Genomic DNA, 21816 nt, shown 5'->3' on the forward strand with positions numbered 1-21816 from the left:
TGGTGCGCTTCGACGCCGGTGCTGATTTACAAAGAGCTGACGCGGGACAAGCCGGTGCTCCCCGTTCCCTGGCGCTTGTGGGGCAGCAGGGCGAAATGGAAAGCTCGGCACTTCAGCGCTTGGGGGGCGTGACTTACAGATTAAAATTTCATCGCATTTTTCCAGATGATTAGATTTTGTGCGTAATCATTAGGTTTCAAAGAGTTCATTTTATGCGGTTGTTCTATGCGTTTTTTGAGGCTCTCTTGCGATTTTCTTTTGAGCTTTTATGGAAATTATATGGAGAACTTTCAGTTCACGATTTGCTATCGTCTTGCCGCCTTTCCTGAGGAAAAGGGATAGTGGGACGATAACGAAAAAGGGAGGCAAGCAAGGGAAGCAAAAAAAGCAAGCAGAGGAGGATGAACCGGCAGCGCCTGAGGCGATGGGATAATGGGATGCATGAAAAAAATGGGAGGGACTAGCGGACTCCGACGAGAATGTGGATATGAAAAGCTGCCGCCACGCAAGCGCGGTGCGGCAGCGTTAGGAGCAAACGCATTAGTTCTCGGCGGGACGACCGCAATCCGGGCAGAAGCGCACTTCCGGCTGCAGAACGGTTCCGCATCCTTCGCAGACGCGCTTTACTTCCACGTCGACGACAACGGATTGGGGCTCCTCTTCCTTCGCCTCATTTTCTTCTTGGGGCAGCACTTCCACCGGCACAGGCACGGGCTCCGGGAATTTGCGTCCGCAGGACGGGCAGAACTTCGTGTCGTACGGAACCGTCTGTCCGCATTCGCACTCTTTCTCATTGCGAAGTTCGCGAATCCGATCTTCCAAGCCGGCAATTTCCTTGCGGATGCCGGCGATCGCTTCGCATTCGGGGATGACCATCCCTTCGGCAAGCGACAAGTCCTTCTTCAAATATGCTTCAAAAACGGCCTCGCCGATCTGCGCGAAGCGTCTCTCGATGTCCTTGCGTTTCCCCGAAATTTGCGTATGGAGCTTCGTGATCTCCACCGTCTGCTGCGCCTTCTCGGTGGCCGTCGAAACTCCCTTGCTTACGGTTTCCGTTAGCTTTTTGAGAAAACTCATCTGAACCGCCTCCCATTCACTTTCAAACGTATTATCCCATACTCTTCGGCATTCGTCACGACTGCCAAGGTCACAATTCAGTGAACGCTATCGTTGCCATACCGGCTCGGCAACCCCTCGCGAGTATGCTCTCCCGGACGAACGAAACGCAAACAGCTCAAAGAGAGATACACGATTAAAATCAACAGACCGAACAACGCCGTAAAGATGGCCCCGTTGTGGCCCAAGCCGGCGCGGACGCCGTCAAGGAGTCGAAAAGGACTGAACAAAGCGTCCCAGCTGTTGAGCCGGATCACCCTTCCGAGGTAGATGCCAAACCCGCCGAGAAACGAGACGACGACGATAAACAGCCATCCGGCGAAAGAGCCCGCATACACCCGAATAAGCGAGTGAAAATGGAACATCGACAGATAGCCGAGCAGCAGCCCGCACCATGAAAACAGGAAAAAGACGACAAGATCGTACCAGACGACCAGAGAATCCAGCGTTTCGTGCCAGCCGTAGGAAGAATCGACGATGAGATGAATCAAATCGGTCGTCAAATAGGGTGCATTCGGATATAACAGCACCCAGGCGATTCCAAGAACGAACAGCCCAACGAACAGGCTTCCTCCCCGAAGCAGCTTCGGCAGCCCGATCGCCGCCATAGAGACGATTAACGGCAGCCAGGCGAGAAACAAGTTCCAAAGCAAAAAGCCGTAACTGACGAAATCGAGCCGGTACGCCCGAACGACCAAAAGCAGCACGCATAAAACGGAAGTGCCGCAAAGCACGTAGAACGCGGGTGCGAATAGCGTAGGCAAAGCCTGCGCCGGTTTTCTCGAACGGTTCATGCATTGCCTCCTTCTTTATGTACAATACGACGAAACGCGGGTCAACGTTGCATTCTAATGTAAATACAGAGCGCGGCAGGAAAAGTTTCGTTGCGATAAGAAAAAGAAGAGGATGAAGACAGGCTCTTCATCCTCGTAATTCCATCGTACGATCAATAGGCTCCGCGAATATGATCGTGCACGCGCTCGGCATAAAAAGCCCGGAGCCGTTCCCGCTCTTCCGGCGAGAAGGAAGGCACGGCTTGCGCGGCCAGATTGTCTTCGACTTGCCGGACGTTCTTGAAGCCCGGGATGACGCACGTCACCTCCGGAAAATCGAGAATCCAGCGAAGCGCGGCCCGCGTCATGCTGCCTCTGCCTTCGGCGATCCAAGCCAGTTCCCGTGAGAGCTTGACCCCCTTCTCGAACGGGAGCCCCGCAAACGTCTCCCCGACGTTGAACTGTTCGCCGTTGCGATTGAAGCTGCGGTGGTCCTCCGGATCAAATGAGGAGTTCTCGGAAAATTTCCCGGTGAGCAAGCCGCTGGCCAGCGGCAAACGCGCCAGCAAGCCGACCTGGCGTTCTTGGGCGCGGGGCAGCAGCTCGTCGATCATTTTCTGACGGAAAATGTTGAAAATGATCTGCAAAGCCTGCACGCCCGGCTGATCGAGGCAAAGCAGCCCTTCCTCCGCCGTCTCGACGCTGACGCCGTAGGCGCGGATTTTACCTTCCTCCTGCAGCCGGTCCAGCACGCCGAAGACGGAACCGTCCCGCAAAATTTCGATCGGCGGGCAATGAATCTGATAGAGGTCGATTCGCTCTCTCTCCAGCCGCTTCAAGCTCGCTTCGCACCATTCCCTGACCTGGCGCTCGGAATAGGTTGCCGGATCGCGGATGTCGCCCGCGCGGCAAAATTTCGTGGCAATATAGATTTGATCTTCCTTGCCCTTGGTCGCCTTCGCCAACAGCCGCTCGCTGCGACCGTCGCCGTAAACGTCCGCCGTATCGAAAAAGTTGACGCCTTCGTCGATCGCCCTGGCGAGCGCGCGCAGCGACTCGGCTTCGTCGGTTTGCCCCCATGCGCCTCCGATCGCCCACGTTCCGAAGCTGATCTCGCTCACTTGCAGTCCCGTACGTCCCAACGTCCGATACTTCATTATCATCCTCGTCCCTTCGACTTAAATGGAAGCGTTGCCCTTCTCCCATTCTAGCAAAGAAACGGTAGCCGACGCCAATCTCTCGCGCTTGCGGACGTACTTGCACACGGTGCTTATGTACGTGGCGTGCGACCAGGTGAGCGGCGCGACGGACAGCGGAGTTCCGTTGAGCGGATGAATTTGCTCCGGCAGGTTCCCTCCCTGAAGCGTATGCCGCGTCACCTTCTCCAAAGTGGCTCGCGGCGCCTCCAAATCCTCCGGCCGCTTCGCCGTCTCGATCTGAAAGTTCGCCACCCAGAGCGTACAAATGATCCACGGATTGCCCGGCACCCGGTCGACCTCGTCGCTTTGCTGAAAATAATAATCGTCCGTGTACCGGGCGATCCCGCCGATTTCCGTTTGCACGCACAAGTCTTGGGCGATCGCGTTCATCGTCCGCGCGACCCGCTCGTCGTCGGCGGGCAGCACGCCGAACTCGAACAGCCCGAACAAACTGCTCTCCAGCGTCATGTCCTTTATCCAGACGCCGTCCCGCTGCACGAGCCCGCGCGCGAACCGCCCCGCCTCTTCGTCCCACAGATGGTTCAGCATCCCCATCTTCATGCGCTCGGCGACGTTGCGGTACCGGTCGCTCCGCTCGTAATCGCCGAACAGATCGGCGAAATACGCCGCCGCCATCAGTCCCCCGTACACCGATGCGGCCGTGTACGTCCAAATGCCGTAGCGCTCCTCCCACAAGTCGTAGCTCGGGAGGGGCAAGCCCAGCGACGGTTCGACAAAGTCGCAGAGGAACGACGCCGCTTTGCGCACAAGCGTCGGGTACAGCGCCTGCGGCAGCTCGATCTCGCCCTGCCGCTCGTAATCTTTCCACAGCGCGAACAAGACGAGCGCCGTCTCGTCCTCCTGGATCGGCAGGCGCGGACTCCCTTGCACGACATAAGGGTGCCAGCTGGAGCCGACGGTGCCGTCCGGGTTGTACTTGTGGTACAAGTATCCTTCGGGCGACAGCGCGCGGTTGCAAAAATCGAAAAACGGCGCGATCGTCCCGTGATAGCCCGCCAGCGACATCGCGTCGGCGATGAGCGCGCCGTCGCGCGGCCACATGTAGCTGTAGTGGTCGCGATTGTACTGCAAAATGTCGGTGTCGTTGGCGGCCAGAATGGCGCCCCGTTCGTCGATCTGCGTGCGCACGATGAGCAGGCTGTGCTTGAACAGCCGGACGACCTCCGGCGGCAAGTCTCCGAAGTCGTCCCCGGCCTTGGCCAGCCAGTTGTTCCAGTAAATGACGATCCGGCTGAGCAGCTTCTCCGGATGGCTCTCCTGGACGTACTGGTCGAGACGCTTCACCTCCTCGAGATCGGAGCCTACCGCCAGCCAATAATAGAACGTGCTCTCGCTGCCCGCCGGCACCTCCGCCCGAAAGCTGATGGCGCTGTCGACGGAGCCTTGCGCGATCGCGTTGCCCATCAGCTCGCCGTCCTCGGCGTCCCGCCACGTCCCTTCCGCCGCATGGAACCGCTTGATGCCGGTCGAAAATTGGAAGATGCCCCCGCCCTGCGAGCGGCCGTTGAACATGAAGTAGGACGACCGCTTGTAATGGAACACCGTCCGGTTGCCCGGGTAAAAGGCGGCCGTATCCCCCACCTCGTTGCCGTCGATCATCAGGTCCTGGTGGAAAAAAATCCGGACCTCCTTCGCCTCCCCGCTCAAATTGCGAACGACGACGCGCTTGATGTAGATCGTCTCGCGCTGGTGGATGCCGTCGTTCATATAAAGCTCCAGACCGAGCCCTTCGTGGCGGGCCGTCACGTTCGTCACGAGCGAGTTCTCGATGTAGCCGAGCTGGATTTTCCAGCCCGGATCGTCCAACCAGACGAACTTGCCTCCGCACCAGACACCGAACCGGCAAAGCTGGCCCCCGATATGGTTGAGCTGACCGACGTAAGGGAAATACAGATCCCTCAGGAAACAGTTTTTGTCCAGATTAATCAACATTTTCCCGTTACCGATGACCAGATGTCGCGCCATGGCGTCCATTCCCCTTCCTTATGTGGCGAGCTCGCCGTACAACCGTTCGTACTCCTGCGCCGACGCGTCCCAACCGTAATCTTGCTTGGCGCCGTTGTCGACGATTCGCTTCCAGGTCGCCTCGTCCCCGTAAAATGTCAGAGCCCGCCGGACGGTGTACAGCAAATCGTGCGCCGATGGCGGACCGAAGCTGAAGCCGTTGCCTTCTCCCGTAAATTCGTTGTACGCCTCCACCGTGTCGCGCAGACCGCCGGTCTCCCGGACGATCGGCACCGTGCGGTAGCGCAGCGAGATTAATTGGCTGAGCCCGCAAGGCTCGAAGCGCGACGGCATGAGGAACATGTCCGAAGCGGCGTAAATGCGGCGGGCGAGCCCCTCGTTGAAGCCGAACCAGACGAACAGCCGGCCCGCGTACCTCTCGGCCGCTTCCCGCAACCGCCGCTCGAAATACGGATCGCCTGAACCGAGGATGACCATCTGCAGAGGTTCGGCCATCAGCCCGGGCAGCGCCTCGTCCAGCAGATCGATCCCCTTCTGCCCGACGAGCCGCGACACGATGCCGATCATCGGCAAGCTCTCATCGGCCGGGAGGCTGAGCTCCTGCTGCAGCGCCGATTTGTTCCGCCTCTTCTTCGCCAGCGAATGGCGGTAATTGACCGCAAGATGAGGATCGGTCATCGGGTCGTAGCTGTCCAGGTCGATGCCGTTGACGATGCCGGTCAAATCGCCCGCGCGCTGCCGGAGGACGCCGTCCAGCTTTTCCCCGTATTCGTGCGTTTGAATCTCCCTCGCGTAGGTCGGGCTAACCGTCGTCAGCTTGTCCGCGAACCGGAGTCCGGCCTTCATGCAGGACCCGGCCCCGTAAAACTCCATTCCGTCCTCCCCGAACAGCTCGTCGCCGGCGGAGAGCAAATCCTTGAGCAGCTCGCGCGAAAAGACGCCCTGATACTGCAGATTGTGGATCGTAAACACGGTCCGGATGCTTCGCAGGGCGGGGTAAGGCGAATACCGGGTCTTCAGCAGCATCGGAACGAGCCCGGTCTGCCAGTCGTGACAGTGAACGACGTCCGGCAGCTCGTCCTTGTTAAGCCGCTTCAGCGCCTCGACGACGGCGAAACTGAAGAAGGCGAATCGTTCCGCCTCCTCTTCGCCGTAACCGTACAAGTAGCCGCGCTTGAAAAAATATTCGTTGTCGACGAGCAGAAACTTCACCCCGTCTACGGTCGTCTCGAGCAGACCGCAATATTGCCTGCGCCAGCCGAGCGTCACGTCGAAGCTCGTCTTGAAGACGGCGGCGTCCGCGATTCCGCGGGGAATCTCGCCGTATTTGGGCAGCACGACGGTGACCCGGACGCCGAGCTTGGCCAGCGCCCTCGGCAGCGCGCCGACGACGTCCGCGAGTCCTCCCGTCTTGACGAGCGGAACGGCTTCGGAAGCCGCGAACCATACGTTCATCGAATCCCCCCGAATGGAAAATGGCGTCGGTCGCCAAGCTTGTCAAATGACATTCCGCTTGACGGCCAGGTAGGGCACGTCGGCGGTGCCCCGCAGCTGCTGCTGCGGTCGAATCTCCACTTCCTTGTCGAGAATGCAGTTCTCAAGCGCTCCGTTCTCGCCGATCACCCCGTTCTGCATGACGATGCTGCCGCGGACGGCCGCTCCCTTGCGCACCTTGACACCGCGAAATAAAATGCTGCCCTCGACCGTCCCTTCGATCTCGCAGCCGTTCGCCACGAGCGAGTTCACGACGGCGGATCCGCTGCGGTAACGGGTCGGCGGTTCGTCCTTCACTTTCGTATAGATCGGCCCGGGACGGAAAAACAGCTCGTTCCAGACGTCCGGGTCCAGCAGCTCCATGTTGTGCCGGTAGAAAGCCGGAATCGTGTTGACGACGCCGAGGAAGCCGTCGTGCATGCAGGCGCCGACGTTCAGCTCGCCGAGCCGCGACATGATCGCGTCCCGGACGAAATGATCCTTCCCTTGGGCCAGCGTCGTCTCCACCAGGTCGATCAGCAACTCTTTGCGGAGCAAGTACATTTCCATGGAGACGACGTCGCTCGCGAGGCGGCCGAAATGATCCTGCATCTCCACGATTCGCCCGTCCGCATCCGTCTTCACCTTGCGCGCCAGGCCGGTTCGGGCGAGCGGCCAGCTTTTGCAGACGACGGTGACGTCCAGGTTCCGGTCCCGGTGCTCGGCCAGCACGCGGGCGAAATCGAGGTTGCATACCATATGGCTGCGCGCGATGACGACGTATTCCAGCGGGCTGCGGACGAAATAGTCCCGGTGGCGGTAGAACTGGTAAAGATCGCCTTTGCCGAATTCGGTCATGTCCTCCATCGCCGGCGGCAGCACGAACAGGCCGCTCTGCTTCCGGTGCAAGTCCCAGTTGCCGCCCGAGCCGAGGTGGTCCATCAGCGAGCGGAACTTCGTATGCGCGAACACCGCTACCTTCGCGATGCCGGAATTGACCATCGAGGACAGCACGAAATCGATGAGCCGGTACCGGCCGCCGAACGGCACCGTCGCGAGGCAGCGTCCGGCGGTCAGCGTGCCCATCTGTTCGGTCTCGTGAATGAGGTTGATGACGCCCATCATCGGGAGCTTCATATCGGCTTCGCCTCCAATAGCGGTCTTGCGTCCGGCACCGTGTCGCCGCTTCCGACGACGGCGATCTCCTCCGAATCGAAGGCGCCGACCTGACAGCCGTCGCCGACGACGGCGCCTTCCCCGACGATCGCCCGAATGACGCGGGCGTCCTTGCCGACAACGGCGCCTGGCATGAGCACCGAATCCTCGACCAGGCTGCCCTTGCCGACCTTGACGCCGTAGAATAGCACGGACCGGTTCACGTTCCCTTCGACGACGCATCCCTCGTTGATCAGCGAGCTGCGTACGCTCGCGCCGGGAGCCACATATTGCGCGGGCCGGTTCGGGCTGACCGAATAGATGCGCCGCTCCCTGTCGTTCAAGTTCAAGGAGGCTTCATCCTCCAGCAGGTCCATGTTCGCTTCCCAGAGGCTGTCTATCGTGCCGACGTCCTTCCAATAGCCTTCGAAACGGTACGAATACAGCCGGGCTCCTTCGCGCAGCAGCTTCGGAATGACGTTCTTGCCGAAATCGTTGGCGGATTGGCTGTCGGCCTCGTCCTGGATGAGCGCTTCCCGGAGCACCGGCCACGAGAACATGTAAACGCCCATCGAGGCGAGATTGCTGGTCGGCTGCTTCGGCTTCTCCGCGAATTCGACGATGCGCCCTTCCTCGTCCACGCTCATGACGCCAAAGCGGCTCGCCTCCGCCCATGGCACCGGAATGACGGCGATCGTGGCGTCCGCGCGATTCGACTTGTGTGCGGACAGCAGCATGTCGTAATCCATTTTGTAAATATGGTCGCCGGAGATGATGAGCACGTACTCCGGGTCGTATCGCTCGATAAATCCGATATTCTGATAAATGGCGTTCGCCGTGCCTTTGTACCAGACGCCGCCCTTCTGGCGGACGTACGGCGGCAGCACGTGCATGCCCCCCTCCCGGCGGTCGAGGCCCCAAGGGCTGCCGATTCCGAGGTACTGGTTCAGAACGAGCGGCTGGTATTGGGTCAGCACCCCGACCGTCTCGATACCGGAATTGACGCAATTGCTGAGCGTGAAATCGATAATGCGGTACTTGCCTCCGAAATGAACGGCCGGTTTGGCCAAGTCCTTGGTCAGGACGCCGAGCCGGCGCCCTTCCCCTCCCGCCAGCAGCATGGCGATGCATTCGTTGCGGCGCATAGATATCGCTCCTCTCTGTACGATGGTTCCGTGCCTGTCGCGGGAATTACTCAAGCGCCAGCCTCTCGGGTTCAAGCAGCAGGAAGGTCAAGGGAGCAAGCGGAATCTCGATGCTGAAGGGCTTGCCGTGCAGCGGCTTTCGCTCGGCGGGAGCCCACCTGGGCATCCGGCGTCCGCCGCCGCCGTAATCAACCGCGTCGCTGTTCAGAACGACGCGGTGAACGGCGCCGGAAGGAACGCCGATGCGGAAGGCGGGATACGATTGCCTGGAGAAATTGCAGACGGCGACGAGATAGCGTTTCGGATCGCGGGCTTTGCGGACGAACGCGAGCACCGATTGCGCGGCGTTGTCGGCGTCGATCCATTCGAATCCGTCCGCGGCGTGATCCCGCTCCCACAGCGCGGCTTCTTCCCGATAGAGAGCGTACAAATCTTTGGAATAGCGGTGCATGCCGGAATGAAGCGGATATTGCAGCACCGCCCAATCGAGCTCGGCCCCGTCCTTCCATTCGTCGAACTGGCCGAATTCGCCGCCCATGAACAGCAGCTTCTTGCCGGGATGGGCGATCCAGTAACCGTAAAGCAAACGCAGATTCGCGAACTTCTCTTCGTAGGAACCCGGCATCTTGTTCAGAAGCGAACGTTTGCCGTGAACGACTTCGTCGTGGGAGAGCGGGAGCACGTAATTTTCGGAGTAGGCGTACAGCATCGAGAAAGTGACGAGCGAATGCTTCGCGGAACGAGCGGACGGATCGGTCTCCATGTAACGGAGCGTGTCGTTCATCCAGCCCATGTTCCACTTGTAGTTGAAGCCGAGACCGCCGAGGTAGGTCGGTGCGGTGACGCCGGGCCAGGCGGAAGAATCTTCTGCGATCATCAGGGTGTCGGGATCGTAGCGGAAGACGATTTCGTTCAGCTTGCGGAGAAAGTCTAGCGCTTCAAGATGTTCGGCGCCTCCGTGGCGGTTCAAGGTGTGCATCTCGGGAGGCTTGTCGAAGTGGAGGTTGATCATGCTGGCGACGGCGTCGACCCGAAGTCCGTCCATGCGGTAAACGTCAAGCCAGAACAGCGCGTTCGAGATGAGATAGCTCTGTACCTCGGCTTTGCCGAAGTCGAAGGCGAGCGTTCCCCATAACGGCTTCTCCGCGATTCGGGAATCGGCATGCTCATACAGCGGAGTGCCGTCGAAAAGGCGCAAGCCGTGGTCGTCCTTGCAGAAGTGGCCGGGCACCCAATCGAGGATGACGCCGATCCCCCGAAGGTGGCATTGGTCGACGAGCGCTTGAAGCCCTTCCGGCGGGCCGTATCGGCTCGTGGCCGCATAATAGCCGGTCGTCTGGTAGCCCCAGGATTGGTCCAGCGGATGCTCGGTGAGCGGGAGCACTTCGATGTGCGTGTAGCCCATGGACCAGACGTAATCGACCAACTCTCCCGCCAGCTCCTCATAGGTGCGGAACTGCTCGGGCTCTTCGAGACGCCAGCTGCCCAGATGCACCTCGTAAATGAGCATCGGACGATCGTAAGGCGGCCTTCTTCGCTTCAGCTCCGGCCATTCGCGGTCGCACCAGGCGAAGTTGTCGAGCTTCGCGACGATCGAGGCGGTGCCCGGCCTCCGTTCCGAGCGGAACGCGAAGGGGTCGGCCTTGAGGAAGCGGCGGCCGGACGGATCGACGATCTCGTACTTGTAGGCGGCCCCTTCCGCAAGTCCGGGCACGAAGCCGGCCCACACCCCGGTCGAGCCGATGCGCCGCAGCGGATGCTCCTCGCCTCTCCAGCCGTTGAAGTCCCCGGCCACCCGAACCTCGCGGGCGTTCGGCGCCCATACCGCGAATCGCACGCCGGCGGCGCCGCCAACTTCAAACGTATGCGCGCCGAACGTTCGATAGGCATGAAACAGGCATCCGCGGTTGAATAAATACAAATCTTCGGGAGAGAGGAGCGGAGAGACGACCGTCATGCCGGAGGCACCTCCTTGGGAGCGGAAATAGGAGAAGAACGATTTAACAAAGTGTTAACGATTTGTTAATATTCCTTACATTTTATGCGGTTATTACAATCATTATAGAGGAAAAAACGCTTATTTTCATCCGAAATTTCAAAAAATTTTTGGGTATTAAGTCTTCTTTTCATCGAAAAAGAGCCGGTCAGGCATCGATCTGACACGGCTCGACAGTTTTTCTGTTGCGGACTTGCGCTAATGACAGAAGCGTCATTTAAAAAAGGCGACCTGCTCCCGCAGCTCCGCGGACTTCGCCCGGAGCGTCTCCGAGGAGGCGGCGATCTCCTGCATGACGGCGGTCTGTTCCTGCGACGCCGAGCTGATCTCCTGCGCGCCCGAGCGAATCGAATCGGCGACTTGCGCGACCGCGGTCGCCTCCGCCAGCGTCGCTCCGACCTGCTCGGCTTGCTCCGCGATTCGCCCGGCCACCGCCTCCACGATGTCGCCGAGCGCGGCCGCCTCCCGGGCGACGACGGCCAGCGAAGCCGCCGATTCCTCGCCGAGAACCGCCTCCCGCTGCGCCACCGCCGCCTGCCGCTCGATATGCCGGACGACGCTGGCGACTTCCGAACGGATACTCGCGATCAGTTCGCGAATATCCCGGACCGCGCCGCCGCTTTGCACCGCGAGCTTCTTCACGGCTTGGGCGACGACGGCAAAGCCCTTGCCCTCTTCTCCCGCGCGCGCCGCTTCGATCGACGCGTTGAGCGCGAGCAGCTGCGTCTCCTCCGCAAAATCGCCGACGACGTCCGAGATGGAGCCGATCCGCTCCGCGTATTCGTTCAACCGGCGGACGACCGTCAGCGCTTCGCGGTTCAACTCGGCCAGCTGGCGCATGCCTTCGACGACCGTGCGAATGGCCGTCTCGCTCTCCGCGACGGCGGCGTTCATCGCCCGGGCGCGCTCGCGGGCGCCTTCCGCCTGGCCGCTTGCCTCCTCGGCCGCCGCGGAGAGCTGCTCGACCGACAGCCGCATCGCCAGCGCAGACGCCGATTGCCGCTGCGTTCCGCCTTCGATCGCTTCGGCCTGATGCGACATTTGCTCGATCCGGCTCGCCGCCTCGCCGATCGCGTCTTGCAGCTCCGCCGCGTGCTGGTCGGCTTGCCGGGAATTGTCGCGGATGCCGTTAATAATGGCCACGAGCCGCTTCAGCATGTCGTCGAACGCCAGGCTGAGCATCGCGAGCTCGTCGTTCGAACGCCCGACGCGCACTTGCAGGCTGAGATTGCCGTCGGCCGCCTCCCGCGCCGCTCGCGTGAGCTCCACCAGCGGGCGCAGCAGCCACTTCGAGAAGAAGAAGCCGAACAGCCCTGTCCAGAAAACGCCGACGATCAGCGTTAACAGCACGAACAGTCCGTTCGGCAGAAAATCGAACGCCTTCTTCAGCACAAGCAGGAAAAAAGCGCTTGTCCCGTATGTAATCGAAGAGACGAACGTAATGCCGACGACCATTTTTTTGACGATGCCGAATTTGACCTCCATGGGTTCCCCTCCGCCGTTTCGTTCCGTACTCCTATCATATACCTCGAGCGTGTCCGCCAATGTGATCTAAATCACACCTGGTCCGGAAAGGGGCAAGCGTTTACGAAACCGCGCAAAAAAACCTCCCGGCCGCAAATAACCGGAAGGTTGCGATATTGATCCTGCGCCGGGCGCAAGCCGCTCAGCCTTTGACCGAGCCGGCGGCGAGGCCTTCGACGATGCGGTTGCTCAGCACGAAGAACGCGATCAGAATCGGTAAAATGCTGACCATGAGCGTCGCGCCGATGGCGCCCCAGTCGGTCGTGTACTGGCCCACGAAGTTCTGAACGCCGACGGTCAGTGTCTTCAGCTTGTCGGAGTTGATGAACGTGTTGACGAAGATGAACTCGTTCCAGTTGTAGATCATGTTGATGATCGCGGTCGTGGAGATGACGGAAGCGGTCATCGGGAACACGATGCGGAAGAAGATGCGGTGCACGGAGCAGCCGTCGATGACGGCGGCCTCCTCGACCTCTCTCGGCAGCGAGGTGTAGAAGCCCAGCATAATCATGATCGTGATCGGCATGTTGAACGCGACGTATGTGAGAATAAGCGACGGCGGACGGTCGATCAGATGCAGATTTTGAAACACGCTGAACAGCGGAATCAAGGCGGAATGAACCGGGATCATCAGTCCGACCATGAACAGGCCGAGCACCAGCTTGCTTGCCTTCCATTTCATGCGGGTGACCGCGAAGGTGACGAGGCTGGCGATCAGCACCGTGAGCGCCGTGGAGACGACGGTGAGCCAGACGCTGTTGAAGAAGTAAACGCCGATGTTCCCCTGCGTCCATACCTTCTCGTAATTTTCCCAGCGCCAGTGCGTCGGCAGCGACAGCGGCGGGGAGTCGAACACTTCCTGGTTGTTTTTGAGCGAGAAAAAAAGCAGCCATACGAGCGGCAATATTTGCAGCACCGCCACGGCGGCGAGCGCGATGTAGAGAAGGCCGTAGCCGATTTTTCGGCCGGCGCCTTTGCCCGGTTCGGCCGCGGCCGCGCGGGGAGCGGTTTGGGCGACGCTCATTCGAAGCCCTCCTGTCTCAAGAATATTGAATGCTGTCTTTGGAAGCCGTCGCGCGGCGTATGAGCCAGGTTGCGACGAGGCAGACGACAAGCAGGAAGAAGCCGACGGCGCTTCCGTAGCCGAAGTCGAACGACTTGAACGCTTGATGATACATATAGGAAGCGATCACCTCGCTCGAGTTGTTCGGGCCGCCGTCCGTCATGACGTAGATCAGGTCGAAATATTTGAGCGACCCGACGAACGCGAGCACGATCGTCACCTTGATCACTTCCATAATAAGCGGGAGCTTGATCCGAAACGCGATCTGCCAGGCGCTCGCCCCGTCGATCCGCGCCGCTTCCACGAGCGACGACGGAATGTTCTTCAAGGCGGCGTAGTAGATGAGAATATAGAAGCCCGCATATTGCCACAGAATCGGGATGAAGATCGCGTAGAGCACGAGCGACGTATCGGCGAGCCATGCGGGCGGATTGTCGATGCCGAGGGAGACGAGGACGGAGTTCAGCACCCCGTTCGTCGGGTGAAAAATTTTGAGCCAAAGCTGTGCGATCGCGACGGACGACAGCAGCATCGGGATCAGGTAGATTTTGCGGAGCACGTTCGCTCCCTTGATTTGCCCGGACAGAATAAGGGCGACGATCAAATAAAGCAGCAGGCTGACGCAAGAGAAAACGGCGAGCAGCAGCGAATGCAGAGCGCTCTTCCAGAAAATTCCGTCCTGCAGAAGCGTCGAGTAGTTCGCGAAGCCGATCCACTTCTGGGCGCCGATGCCGTTCCATTCGGTCAAGCCGTAATAGCCGGTCATGACGATCGGAATGTAAATCAGCCCCAGAACCAGCAGCAGGGCGGGCAAAACGTATAGCGCGATGGCCCATTTGTTCGACATGACTTTGTCCAATGCGGCCGACCCCTTTCCTCGTATCATGGGAGGCGGACTTGCCCGCGCGAATGGCGGGCAAGTCTCGCCGTCAAGCGTTATAGCCGGTTATTGGCCCGCTTTGATCGCCTTGTCGTGCTCTTCGGCGAATTGCTCCGGCGTAACGGCTTTGCCGAACAGCGCCTGAATTTGATTCAAGTGGATTTCGGCCGCGCTTGCCTTCATTTGAACGTCGGCGAACAGCGTAATGTTCGTCGCTTTGTTCATTTCGTTCAGCAAATCGATGTACAGCTGCGGCAGTTGAACGGAAGCGGTATCGACCTTGGTCGCCGGAATGACGCCCGCGTCGGTCACCGATTGCTCGCCCCAGCGCTTGACGAAATATTCGACGAACGACTTCGCTTCTTCCTTGACGGGAGAGTTCTCCGCGACGAACAGCCCGACGCCCGGGCCGCCGACCCAGCTGTCGATGTTGCCTTTGCCGCCGTCCACCGTCGGGAACTTGAAGAAGCCGACGCTGTCGCGGAAGTCCTGCGGCACATCCTGATTCGTCGTGAAGTTCGGCAGTTCCCACGTGCCCATCATGTACATGGCCGCTTTGCCGTTCATGAACTCGGATTTGCCTTCGTCGTTGGACAGCCCGTTGAAGCCTTTGTTGAACGCGTTCTCGTCGACGAGGGTTTGCACTTCCTTCGCCGCCTGGACGAGTCCGGCGTCCTTGAACGAAGCTTTGCCGTTGATCGCGTCCGAGAGCGTCTGGGAGCCCGCGATGCGGTCGGCCAGATACATGTACCAGAGCGATCCCGTCCAGCGGTCCTTGTTGCCGAGCGCGATCGGGGCGACGCCGTTTTTGGCGAGCGTTTTCACAACGTCTTGGAATTGAGCGTAGGTCGTCGGGACCTGCAGGTTGTATTTTTCGAAAATCTTCTTATTGTAGTAGACCGGCGTAATATTGAACTCCAGCGGAAGCGCATACGTTTTGCCGTCTACGGCGTAAGCTTCCGTCGTGCCGGAGACGAATTTGTCCTTCAATTCCCCTTGCAGAAGGTCGTCGAGCGGGGCGAACAGATTGCCTTCGACGAACGGCTGCAGGTAGCCGGCGGCCCAGGTCATGCCCACGTCCGGCAGCTTGTTCGAGGCCGACAGCACTTTCATTTTGCTCTTGTACTGTTCGTTCTCGAGCACCTCCTGCTTGATCGTGACGTTCGGATGCTCGTTCTGGTACTCTTTAATAATCTGGTTGACAATTTTGTTCTGCTGCGCGGAGCTGCCCTCCGGCCACAGATGCATCATGTTGATCGTCACTTTCTTGTCGGACGGCGCCGCCGATGCCGACGATGACGCGGAAGCCGACGGACTGTCGGCCGGCGAAGACGACGGCGAGGCGTTCCCGTTCGAATTCGAATTGCCGCAGCCTGCCGCAACCAGAGACAAGCCCGTTGCCAGCAAAATCGGCGCAATCGCTTTCTTGTTCACGTTTACATCCCCCTATTTGACGATGTTCGCGGCCCTTTGTAACCGCTGTCATTATTTTAGCACCCGGCCTTAGGTCGCATAAGGAGATAGCCATTGGGAGAAATTCCATTTTTATTGGATCGCTTCGTCCTCGTCGGCGACTTGACGGCGATACTGGCTCGGGCTGATCGATTCGCTGTCCTTGAACACCTTGATGAAATACTTCGCGGTTTGGTAGCCGACCTTCTCGGCGATTTCCCCGATCGGCATCCGCGTCTGCGCCAGCAGCTCCTTCGCCCGCTGCAGCCGGCGGCGGGTCAAGTATTCGCTGAACGTGAAGCCCGTCTGCTCCTTGAAGAGCACGCTGAAGTAGCTGGCGTTCAAATGCAGGTAATCGGCCACCTGCTTCATGCCGATCGCTTCTTGAAGGCGCTCTTCGACGTAAGCGATCGCATCCCGGACAGGCTGTCCGTATTTGGCTTCTTCTCCGGCCTCGAGCAGCTTCGGATCGACCAGCTTCTCCATCCGCTCGATCCGGTGACGCTCTTCCTCGGCTTCCAGCGCCTTCTCAACGGCCCGGATCAGCTTCGTCTTGTCCAGCGGCTTGAGCAAATACTCGACCACGCCGAGCTGGATCGCTTTTTGCGCGTAATCGAATTCGGCGTGCCCGGAAATGACGATGACGACCGGCCTGTGCGGGCGATCTTGCATCGCCTCGAGCATTTGCAGGCCGCCGATCTCCGGCATCCGGACGTCGGTGATGATCAGATGGGCCGGATGGTCCTTCAGCCATTCCAGCGCCTCGACGCCGCTCGCGGCCGTCTCGATGTTGAAGCGCCCGGCCGACCAGGCCTCGAGCGTCTTGCGGATGCCTTGCCTCGTCCGCGGCTCGTCGTCGACAATCAACAATGTTTTCATGAACGATTCCCCTCTTCGTTCGGTATTGCAATCTCGAAGCTGACCGCCGTGCCTTTCCCCGGTTCGCTCTCGATCCGCAAGCCTCCGCCGCCATCCCGCTCGGCCCCGCCTTCCGCTTGCGGGAAGTAAAGCTTCAAGCGGCGCTGCACGTTCGACATCGCCACGCCCGCGCCCCTGGCGGAGGCGGAAGGTCTGCCCTCGGCGCCCCGCAGGAGCGACGCGACCTTCTCCTCGTCCATGCCGGGACCGTCGTCCCTGACGGTGACGACCGCAAAGCCGGGGCGTTCCGAGCGGGCGACTTCGATCGTCACCGTCCCGGGGCCGAGCTTGTTTTCGACGCCGTGCAGGATGGCGTTCTCGACGAGCGGCTGGACGAGAAGCTTCGGAATCGGAACGTCCGCCAGCGCCGGATCGGCGTCGATGCTCCAATTGAGCCGGTCCCCCAGGCGCATCTGCATAATTTGCAAATAGCGCTCGGCATGCTCCAGCTCATCGCGGACGGTCACCCACTCGTCGCCGCTCGCGCCTCCGATCACGTAACGGAACAACCCGGACATGGCGACGACGATGCCCGCCAGCTCCTCCTCGCCTTTGTCCTCCAGGGACCAATAGAACGCTTCCAACGTGTTGAACAGAAAATGGGGGTTGATCTGCGCCTGCAGCGCTTTCAATTCCGTCCGGCTTTGGGTAAGCTCCTTCTCGTACACGACCCGGATAAGCTCGTTCATGTCGGTGACCATCTGATTGTACGTGTTGTTCAGCTCCCGGATCTCCAGGGACGCAATGGCCGGCGCAGGCGACGGATTCGGCTTCAGTCCGCCCAGTCTCGCCCCTCTCATCGTCTTCATCAGCTTCAGAATCGGCCGCGTCATCATTGTGGACAAAAGCAGCGTCAACAGGAGAAATAACACGGCGCCGATGCCGATCGAGACGAAGATGGCGGTGCGCAGGACGGAGATCCCCTCGGTCGTGGCGTGAACGGGAGTAAGCAGCACGAGCGTCCAGCCGGACGTCTCGGAATGCTGCCGGACGGCGATCAACTCTTCACCCCGAAGGAGGACGTCGCGTCCGCTTTGCTCCAGCACCGATCGCGCGTCGTCCGCGCTCAAATCGGACGTAATGGGCTGGCCCCTGCCGTCGGCGAGCAGCATGTACTCGCCGCTTCGCGGCGTTTCCCCCGACAAAGTGCCGTTCATGACGAAGTAGTCGCGGTTCAGGTGAACGGTCAAATATCCGCCCGCGCTATACGACCGGTCGATCAGGCTGATGCGGCGAATCGCCAGCACCGTTCCCGGCTGCCGGGGATCGAGACCGGCCCAGACGAGCCGCCCTTTGGCGGCGTCCGCGGCATCGATCCATTCCCGGTCGACGCGGCTCTCCAGATTGATCTCGTCCAGGGGGAACAAGCGGCGATAATCCTTCGTATAAAGCTCCAGCGACTGGATTCCGGACAAGTAAGCCATATAACTGCTCGCAATTTGAAGCAGCGACTGGCGCTCGTTGAACCCGGAGCGAATGCCGCTCTCTTCCCGGAGCATCAGCTTCTGCACGTAGTCGTTCGTCGCGATCTGGGTCGTCAGCGTATCGACCTGGTCGAGCAGCGCGTCGAGCCTGCCGTTCGCCTGCACAGCCGTCTGCTGGATATGCTTTTCGGCGCTGTTGCGCAGCAAGGCCGAAACTTGTCCGTATATGAAAACGCCTGCAAAAGTCAGCACGACGATCATCGTCAGCGTAAATCCGGCAAAGATCTGGTTCCTCAGCGTATTCATCTCGCGCAGCTTGGCCATCGCTTTCACCCACCGTTCTGTCGAAATGTCGATCCTTGTTTACTTTAGCATAAAAAAGCCGTTCTCGGCATCACCCGCGAGCGGCTCCTCGATCGACCGTCCATACGTCTCAGTGGGGAACGGGCGGGTGGAAGCTTTCGTGCGTCAAGTCCGAATTGACCCCGATCGCGGCTCGGGCTCCATCCGCCGCGGCCACAATGAGCTGGGCCGGCGAGATGACGGCCGCGTCCCCGGCCGCAAACACGCCCTCGACGTTCGTCCGGCGGGCTTCATCCGCCGCAATGCCTCCCGTCTCGTTCATCCGGCAGCCCAGCGACATGGCGAAATCGGCAGCCTGTCGCCATTCGGAGACGACGATGCCGCCGGTCCGCTCCTCCGAAGCGCCGTCCTCGAAACGCACGCGCTCCAATCGGCCGTGCTCTCCCTCTAGCGAACGAATCCCGGTCTCCTTGTACCGGATACCGTGCAGGGCGAGCGCTTCCCGCTGTTCGGCCGTCAAGCGGCTTCCGTTCGTGCAGACGAGCAAATCCCGGCTCCAGTTGGAGAGCACCTGCGCCATATGGGCCGCCTTCGAGGCGTCGTTCGCGATGACGACGAGCGGGCGGTCCCTCATCTCCCAGCCGTCGCAGTACGGACAGCTAAAGAGGCTTGTTCCGTAATACTCGGCGATGCGCCCGATATCCGGCAGCGTCTCCTTCAATCCGGTCGCCAAAATGATCTTGCGCGCTTCGAATGCGCCGCCCGACGCGGTGCGGACGACGAACCGTCCCCGCTCTTTGCCGACGGAAGCGACGGTCTCGCTTCGGAATTCGACGGAATCGTACTTGGCGATGTCCCGGCGGGCCGCCTCACGGAATTCGGCCGGCGTGACGCCGTCCCTCGTCAGAAATCCGTGAGACTGGCGAGTGACGGCGTTCCTCGGCTTGCCGTCGTCGAACAGCACCGTGCTCCTTCTCGCCCTGCCCAGCACGAGCGCCGCGCTCAATCCGGCCGGACCTCCTCCGATAATCGCGCAATCCAGCAGTTTGAAGCCCTCCTTTCCTATGTCTTCAGTATGGTTGCTTAGCGGATCGCGCATTCCCGTCCGATCGCGGCAAGGATGATCCTTTCACCCTCGTATTGGGGGCTTATCCCCGTACCTCAGACAGACCGGATTCGTTTCGAGCTCCTTTTTAGGATCACTTGAAAGTTCTGAGCGCAAGCGTCCGTTCCACCCGGCCAACAGGTTCCTCAACCGACCGATTCCCCGAAAAATCATTCCGCTGAGCTGCGGGGATAAGCCCCCAAAATGCGAAAAAAAAGACATAAGGGGCCGAGGGGTTTCCAAAAAAAGGAATAAAAAACCGCAGCCTGCGCAGCCGCGGTTTTTGCTCTACCCTGTATGCGATGACAACCGGCCTTACCGGTGGGACCAGGCGACTTGGCCGAATCGCAGCTCGTTCTTAAGCTGGCGAATGTTCGTGTCCTTGTCGATGACTATGGCTTCCACGCCGGCAAGCTCGGCGAAATCGAGTACCTGCTCGGTCGTCACGGCCTGCGAGTACACCGTATGGTGCGCGCCGCCCGCCAAAATCCACGCTTCCGCGCCAACGGCCAGCGACGGCTGCGGCTTCCACAGCACGCGCGCGACCGGCAGCTTCGGCATCGCCTTCTCGACCTTGACGCCTTCCACTTCGTTTACGATAAAGCGGAACCGGTTCCCCAGGTCGATGACGGAAATGTTGATCGCCGAACCGGCTTTGCCGTCGAACACGATGCGCGCCGGATCGGCTTTGCCGCCGATGCCGAGCGGATGCACCTCGATGCGCGGCTTCGTCTCGGCCAGCGTCGGGCACACTTCCAGCATGTGCGCGCCCAACACCATTTCGTTGCCCGGTTCGAAGTGGTATGTGTAGTCCTCCATGAACGACGTGTTGACGTTGCCGGCCACGATCTTGAACAGACGCGTCAAAGCCGCCGTCTTCCAGTCGCCTTCGCCCGCGAAGCCGTAGCCTTGCTCCATCAGACGCTGAACGGCGAGACCCGGGAGCTGCTCCAGCCCGTGCAGATCCTCGAACGTCGTCGTGAACGCGGTGAAGCCGCCTTCGTCGAGGAACCGCTTGAGCGCGATCTCGATGCGCGCCTGGTACGCGATCGCATCGCGAACGGGGCCCGCGGTGCGGCCTTCCGGAACAATGTCGTACTTCTCGGCATATTCGCCGAGCAGACGTTCCACTTCGGCGTCGGATACGGCGTTTACGTAAGCGACCAGATCGCCGACGCCGTGCGTGTTGACGGACCAGCCGAACTTGATTTGCGCTTCCACTTTGTCCCCTTCGGTAACGGCAACTTGCCGCATGTTGTCGCCGAAGCGGACGACCTTCAGCGTGCGGCTTTCGTTCCAGGCGACCGCCGTGCGAGTCCAGGAGCCGATGCGGGCGCGAACGGTCTTGTCTTCCCAGTAGCCGACGACGATTTTGCGGGCGATGCCCAGACGCGCCCCGATAAAGCCGTATTCGCGGTCGCCGTGGGCGGCCTGATTCGTGTTCATGAAGTCCATGTCGATCGAATCCCACGGAATATCGCGGTTATATTGCGTGTGCAAATGGAGGAGCGGCTTGCGGAGCTCGGTCAGTCCCGCGATCCACATTTTGGCCGGGGAGAACGTATGCATCCACGTCATAATGCCTGCGCAATGCTCGTCGGCGTTCGCTTCTTTCACCAGCTTCAAAATCTCTTCCGGCGTCGTGACGACCGGCTTGAACACAACCGGAAAAGGAATGGCCGGATCGGCGGACAAACCTTCCGCGATTTCTTTTGAATGCGCATTCACTTCATCGAGCGTTTCCGGACCGTACAGATGCTGGCTTCCCGTAACGAACCAGAACACGTAAGGTTTCAATTGAATCATCGTCGTTCCTCCCGAATTTCGAATGAACTTGTACGTACATAATTACAAACCAATTCTACTCCCCTTATCGCTTCTTTTCAAGACTTTCGCAAGGAAATCAAGCTTTCTTTCGTTATTTTCAACAAACTTGTATAGACAAGATAAAAGACGCCGGTCAAAAGAAACGACCTCGTCCGTATCCGGACGAAGCCGTATGCGCCGATCCCTTCCGCTCAGAAAGTCGGCAAGTTATCCAGATTGTTCTCGGGGCGTCCGTCGGCATCCGAGCGCAGATGCTCGTCTCCGTCGCGTCCGCGAAATACGTTGACGTTTTCGATCTGTCCCTGTTTGGCCATCGCCTGCGCCTGCTTGTAATCGACGACCTGGCCGGACGACAGCTTCAGCTCGACGATATCGCCGTCGCCGTTTTTGCGCACGGCCACCACTTGTTGCGCGTTCGTGTTCTCGTTCATCGAAGTCGCACCTCCTGCACCTTTAGACTCCCCCGAAGAGGAAACA

General features: G+C 59.9%; 17 protein-coding genes. All 17 read right to left on the reverse strand.

The genetic code is table 11. The annotated features are described in order from the left end of the window. Positions 1 to 540 precede the first annotated feature (540 nt). The gene (locus G485_RS25715) at positions 541 to 1077 is read right to left on the reverse strand and encodes a zinc ribbon domain-containing protein (protein ID WP_051318131.1); all 537 of its coding nucleotides are present in this window, start codon (positions 1075 to 1077) and stop codon (positions 541 to 543) included. A gap of 77 nt (positions 1078 to 1154) precedes the next feature. After that, complete coding sequence (locus tag G485_RS25720) at positions 1155 to 1910, reverse strand: DUF1361 domain-containing protein (protein WP_051318132.1); 756 nt, start codon at positions 1908 to 1910, stop codon at positions 1155 to 1157. 152 nt (positions 1911 to 2062) lie between these two features. Continuing rightward, positions 2063 to 3046: an aldo/keto reductase gene (locus G485_RS0109105; RefSeq protein WP_027092310.1), complete on the reverse strand. Its 984-nt coding sequence runs from the start codon at positions 3044 to 3046 to the stop codon at positions 2063 to 2065. 21 nt (positions 3047 to 3067) lie between these two features. Continuing rightward, the gene (locus tag G485_RS25725; protein WP_051318135.1) at positions 3068 to 5074 is read right to left on the reverse strand and encodes a glycoside hydrolase family 15 protein; all 2007 of its coding nucleotides are present in this window, start codon (positions 5072 to 5074) and stop codon (positions 3068 to 3070) included. A gap of 18 nt (positions 5075 to 5092) precedes the next feature. Further along, the gene (glgA, locus tag G485_RS0109115) at positions 5093 to 6529 is read right to left on the reverse strand and encodes a glycogen synthase GlgA (RefSeq protein WP_027092311.1); all 1437 of its coding nucleotides are present in this window, start codon (positions 6527 to 6529) and stop codon (positions 5093 to 5095) included. Positions 6530 to 6571: 42 nt separating this feature from the next. Beyond that, positions 6572 to 7684, reverse strand: coding sequence for a glucose-1-phosphate adenylyltransferase subunit GlgD (glgD, locus tag G485_RS0109120; RefSeq protein ID WP_027092312.1), 1113 nt, complete (start codon positions 7682 to 7684; stop codon positions 6572 to 6574). Continuing rightward, entirely contained in the window at positions 7681 to 8847 is a 1167-nt protein-coding gene (locus G485_RS0109125) for a glucose-1-phosphate adenylyltransferase (protein WP_027092313.1), read from the reverse strand. The genes glgD and G485_RS0109125 overlap by 4 nt, the downstream gene beginning before the upstream one ends. 46 nt (positions 8848 to 8893) lie before the next feature. Further along, positions 8894 to 10804 (reverse strand): 1,4-alpha-glucan branching protein GlgB, encoded by a 1911-nt coding sequence (gene glgB, locus G485_RS0109130; RefSeq protein WP_027092314.1) that lies wholly within the window; start codon positions 10802 to 10804, stop codon positions 8894 to 8896. A gap of 252 nt (positions 10805 to 11056) precedes the next feature. Further along, the gene (locus G485_RS0109135) at positions 11057 to 12328 is read right to left on the reverse strand and encodes a methyl-accepting chemotaxis protein (RefSeq protein WP_027092315.1); all 1272 of its coding nucleotides are present in this window, start codon (positions 12326 to 12328) and stop codon (positions 11057 to 11059) included. A 181-nt stretch (positions 12329 to 12509) separates the two neighbouring features. Beyond that, positions 12510 to 13391 carry a carbohydrate ABC transporter permease gene (locus G485_RS0109140; protein ID WP_027092316.1) on the reverse strand — a complete coding sequence of 294 codons (882 nt, stop codon included), beginning with the start codon at positions 13389 to 13391 and terminating at the stop codon, positions 12510 to 12512. A gap of 16 nt (positions 13392 to 13407) precedes the next feature. Then, on the reverse strand, positions 13408 to 14289 hold the full coding sequence (locus G485_RS0109145) for a carbohydrate ABC transporter permease (protein WP_027092317.1): 882 nt from the start codon (positions 14287 to 14289) through the stop codon (positions 13408 to 13410). Positions 14290 to 14376: 87 nt separating this feature from the next. Then, a complete protein-coding gene (locus tag G485_RS0109150) occupies positions 14377 to 15744 on the reverse strand; it encodes an extracellular solute-binding protein (protein ID WP_027092318.1) in 1368 nt (455 codons plus the stop codon). Positions 15745 to 15855: 111 nt separating this feature from the next. Further along, on the reverse strand, positions 15856 to 16641 hold the full coding sequence (locus G485_RS0109155; protein WP_027092319.1) for a response regulator transcription factor: 786 nt from the start codon (positions 16639 to 16641) through the stop codon (positions 15856 to 15858). Continuing rightward, entirely contained in the window at positions 16638 to 18428 is a 1791-nt protein-coding gene (locus tag G485_RS0109160; RefSeq protein ID WP_027092320.1) for a cache domain-containing sensor histidine kinase, read from the reverse strand. Before G485_RS0109160 ends, G485_RS0109155 begins: the two co-directional genes overlap by 4 nt. Positions 18429 to 18537: 109 nt before the next feature. Continuing rightward, positions 18538 to 19506, reverse strand: coding sequence for an NAD(P)/FAD-dependent oxidoreductase (locus G485_RS0109165; RefSeq protein ID WP_051318133.1), 969 nt, complete (start codon positions 19504 to 19506; stop codon positions 18538 to 18540). Between the two features lie 321 nt (positions 19507 to 19827). Beyond that, entirely contained in the window at positions 19828 to 21318 is a 1491-nt protein-coding gene (gene araA, locus G485_RS0109170) for an L-arabinose isomerase (RefSeq protein WP_027092322.1), read from the reverse strand. Between the two features lie 212 nt (positions 21319 to 21530). Further along, on the reverse strand, positions 21531 to 21770 hold the full coding sequence (locus G485_RS0109175) for a DUF3892 domain-containing protein (protein ID WP_027092323.1): 240 nt from the start codon (positions 21768 to 21770) through the stop codon (positions 21531 to 21533). Positions 21771 to 21816 lie beyond the last annotated feature (46 nt).

The sequence above is a fragment of the Cohnella thermotolerans DSM 17683 genome (assembly GCF_000429825.1).
In the GTDB taxonomy this organism is placed as follows: Bacteria; Bacillota; Bacilli; order Paenibacillales; family Paenibacillaceae; genus Cohnella; species Cohnella thermotolerans.

Bases quoted from the DNA above. Each gene is read 5' to 3' on its own strand.
- G485_RS25715 (WP_051318131.1), bottom strand. From the start codon at position 1,077: ATGAGTTTTCTCAAAAAGCTAACGGAAACCGTAAGCAAGGGAGTTTCG.
- G485_RS25720 (WP_051318132.1), bottom strand. From the start codon at position 1,910: ATGAACCGTTCGAGAAAACCGGCGCAGGCTTTGCCTACGCTATTCGCA.
- G485_RS0109105 (WP_027092310.1), bottom strand. From the start codon at position 3,046: ATGAAGTATCGGACGTTGGGACGTACGGGACTGCAAGTGAGCGAGATC.
- G485_RS25725 (WP_051318135.1), bottom strand. From the start codon at position 5,074: ATGGCGCGACATCTGGTCATCGGTAACGGGAAAATGTTGATTAATCTG.
- glgA (WP_027092311.1), bottom strand. From the start codon at position 6,529: ATGAACGTATGGTTCGCGGCTTCCGAAGCCGTTCCGCTCGTCAAGACG.
- glgD (WP_027092312.1), bottom strand. From the start codon at position 7,684: ATGAAGCTCCCGATGATGGGCGTCATCAACCTCATTCACGAGACCGAA.
- G485_RS0109125 (WP_027092313.1), bottom strand. From the start codon at position 8,847: ATGCGCCGCAACGAATGCATCGCCATGCTGCTGGCGGGAGGGGAAGGG.
- glgB (WP_027092314.1), bottom strand. From the start codon at position 10,804: ATGACGGTCGTCTCTCCGCTCCTCTCTCCCGAAGATTTGTATTTATTC.
- G485_RS0109135 (WP_027092315.1), bottom strand. From the start codon at position 12,328: ATGGAGGTCAAATTCGGCATCGTCAAAAAAATGGTCGTCGGCATTACG.
- G485_RS0109140 (WP_027092316.1), bottom strand. From the start codon at position 13,391: ATGAGCGTCGCCCAAACCGCTCCCCGCGCGGCCGCGGCCGAACCGGGC.
- G485_RS0109155 (WP_027092319.1), bottom strand. From the start codon at position 16,641: ATGAAAACATTGTTGATTGTCGACGACGAGCCGCGGACGAGGCAAGGC.
- G485_RS0109160 (WP_027092320.1), bottom strand. From the start codon at position 18,428: ATGGCCAAGCTGCGCGAGATGAATACGCTGAGGAACCAGATCTTTGCC.
- G485_RS0109165 (WP_051318133.1), bottom strand. From the start codon at position 19,506: ATGCGCGATCCGCTAAGCAACCATACTGAAGACATAGGAAAGGAGGGC.
- araA (WP_027092322.1), bottom strand. From the start codon at position 21,318: ATGATTCAATTGAAACCTTACGTGTTCTGGTTCGTTACGGGAAGCCAG.
- G485_RS0109175 (WP_027092323.1), bottom strand. From the start codon at position 21,770: ATGAACGAGAACACGAACGCGCAACAAGTGGTGGCCGTGCGCAAAAAC.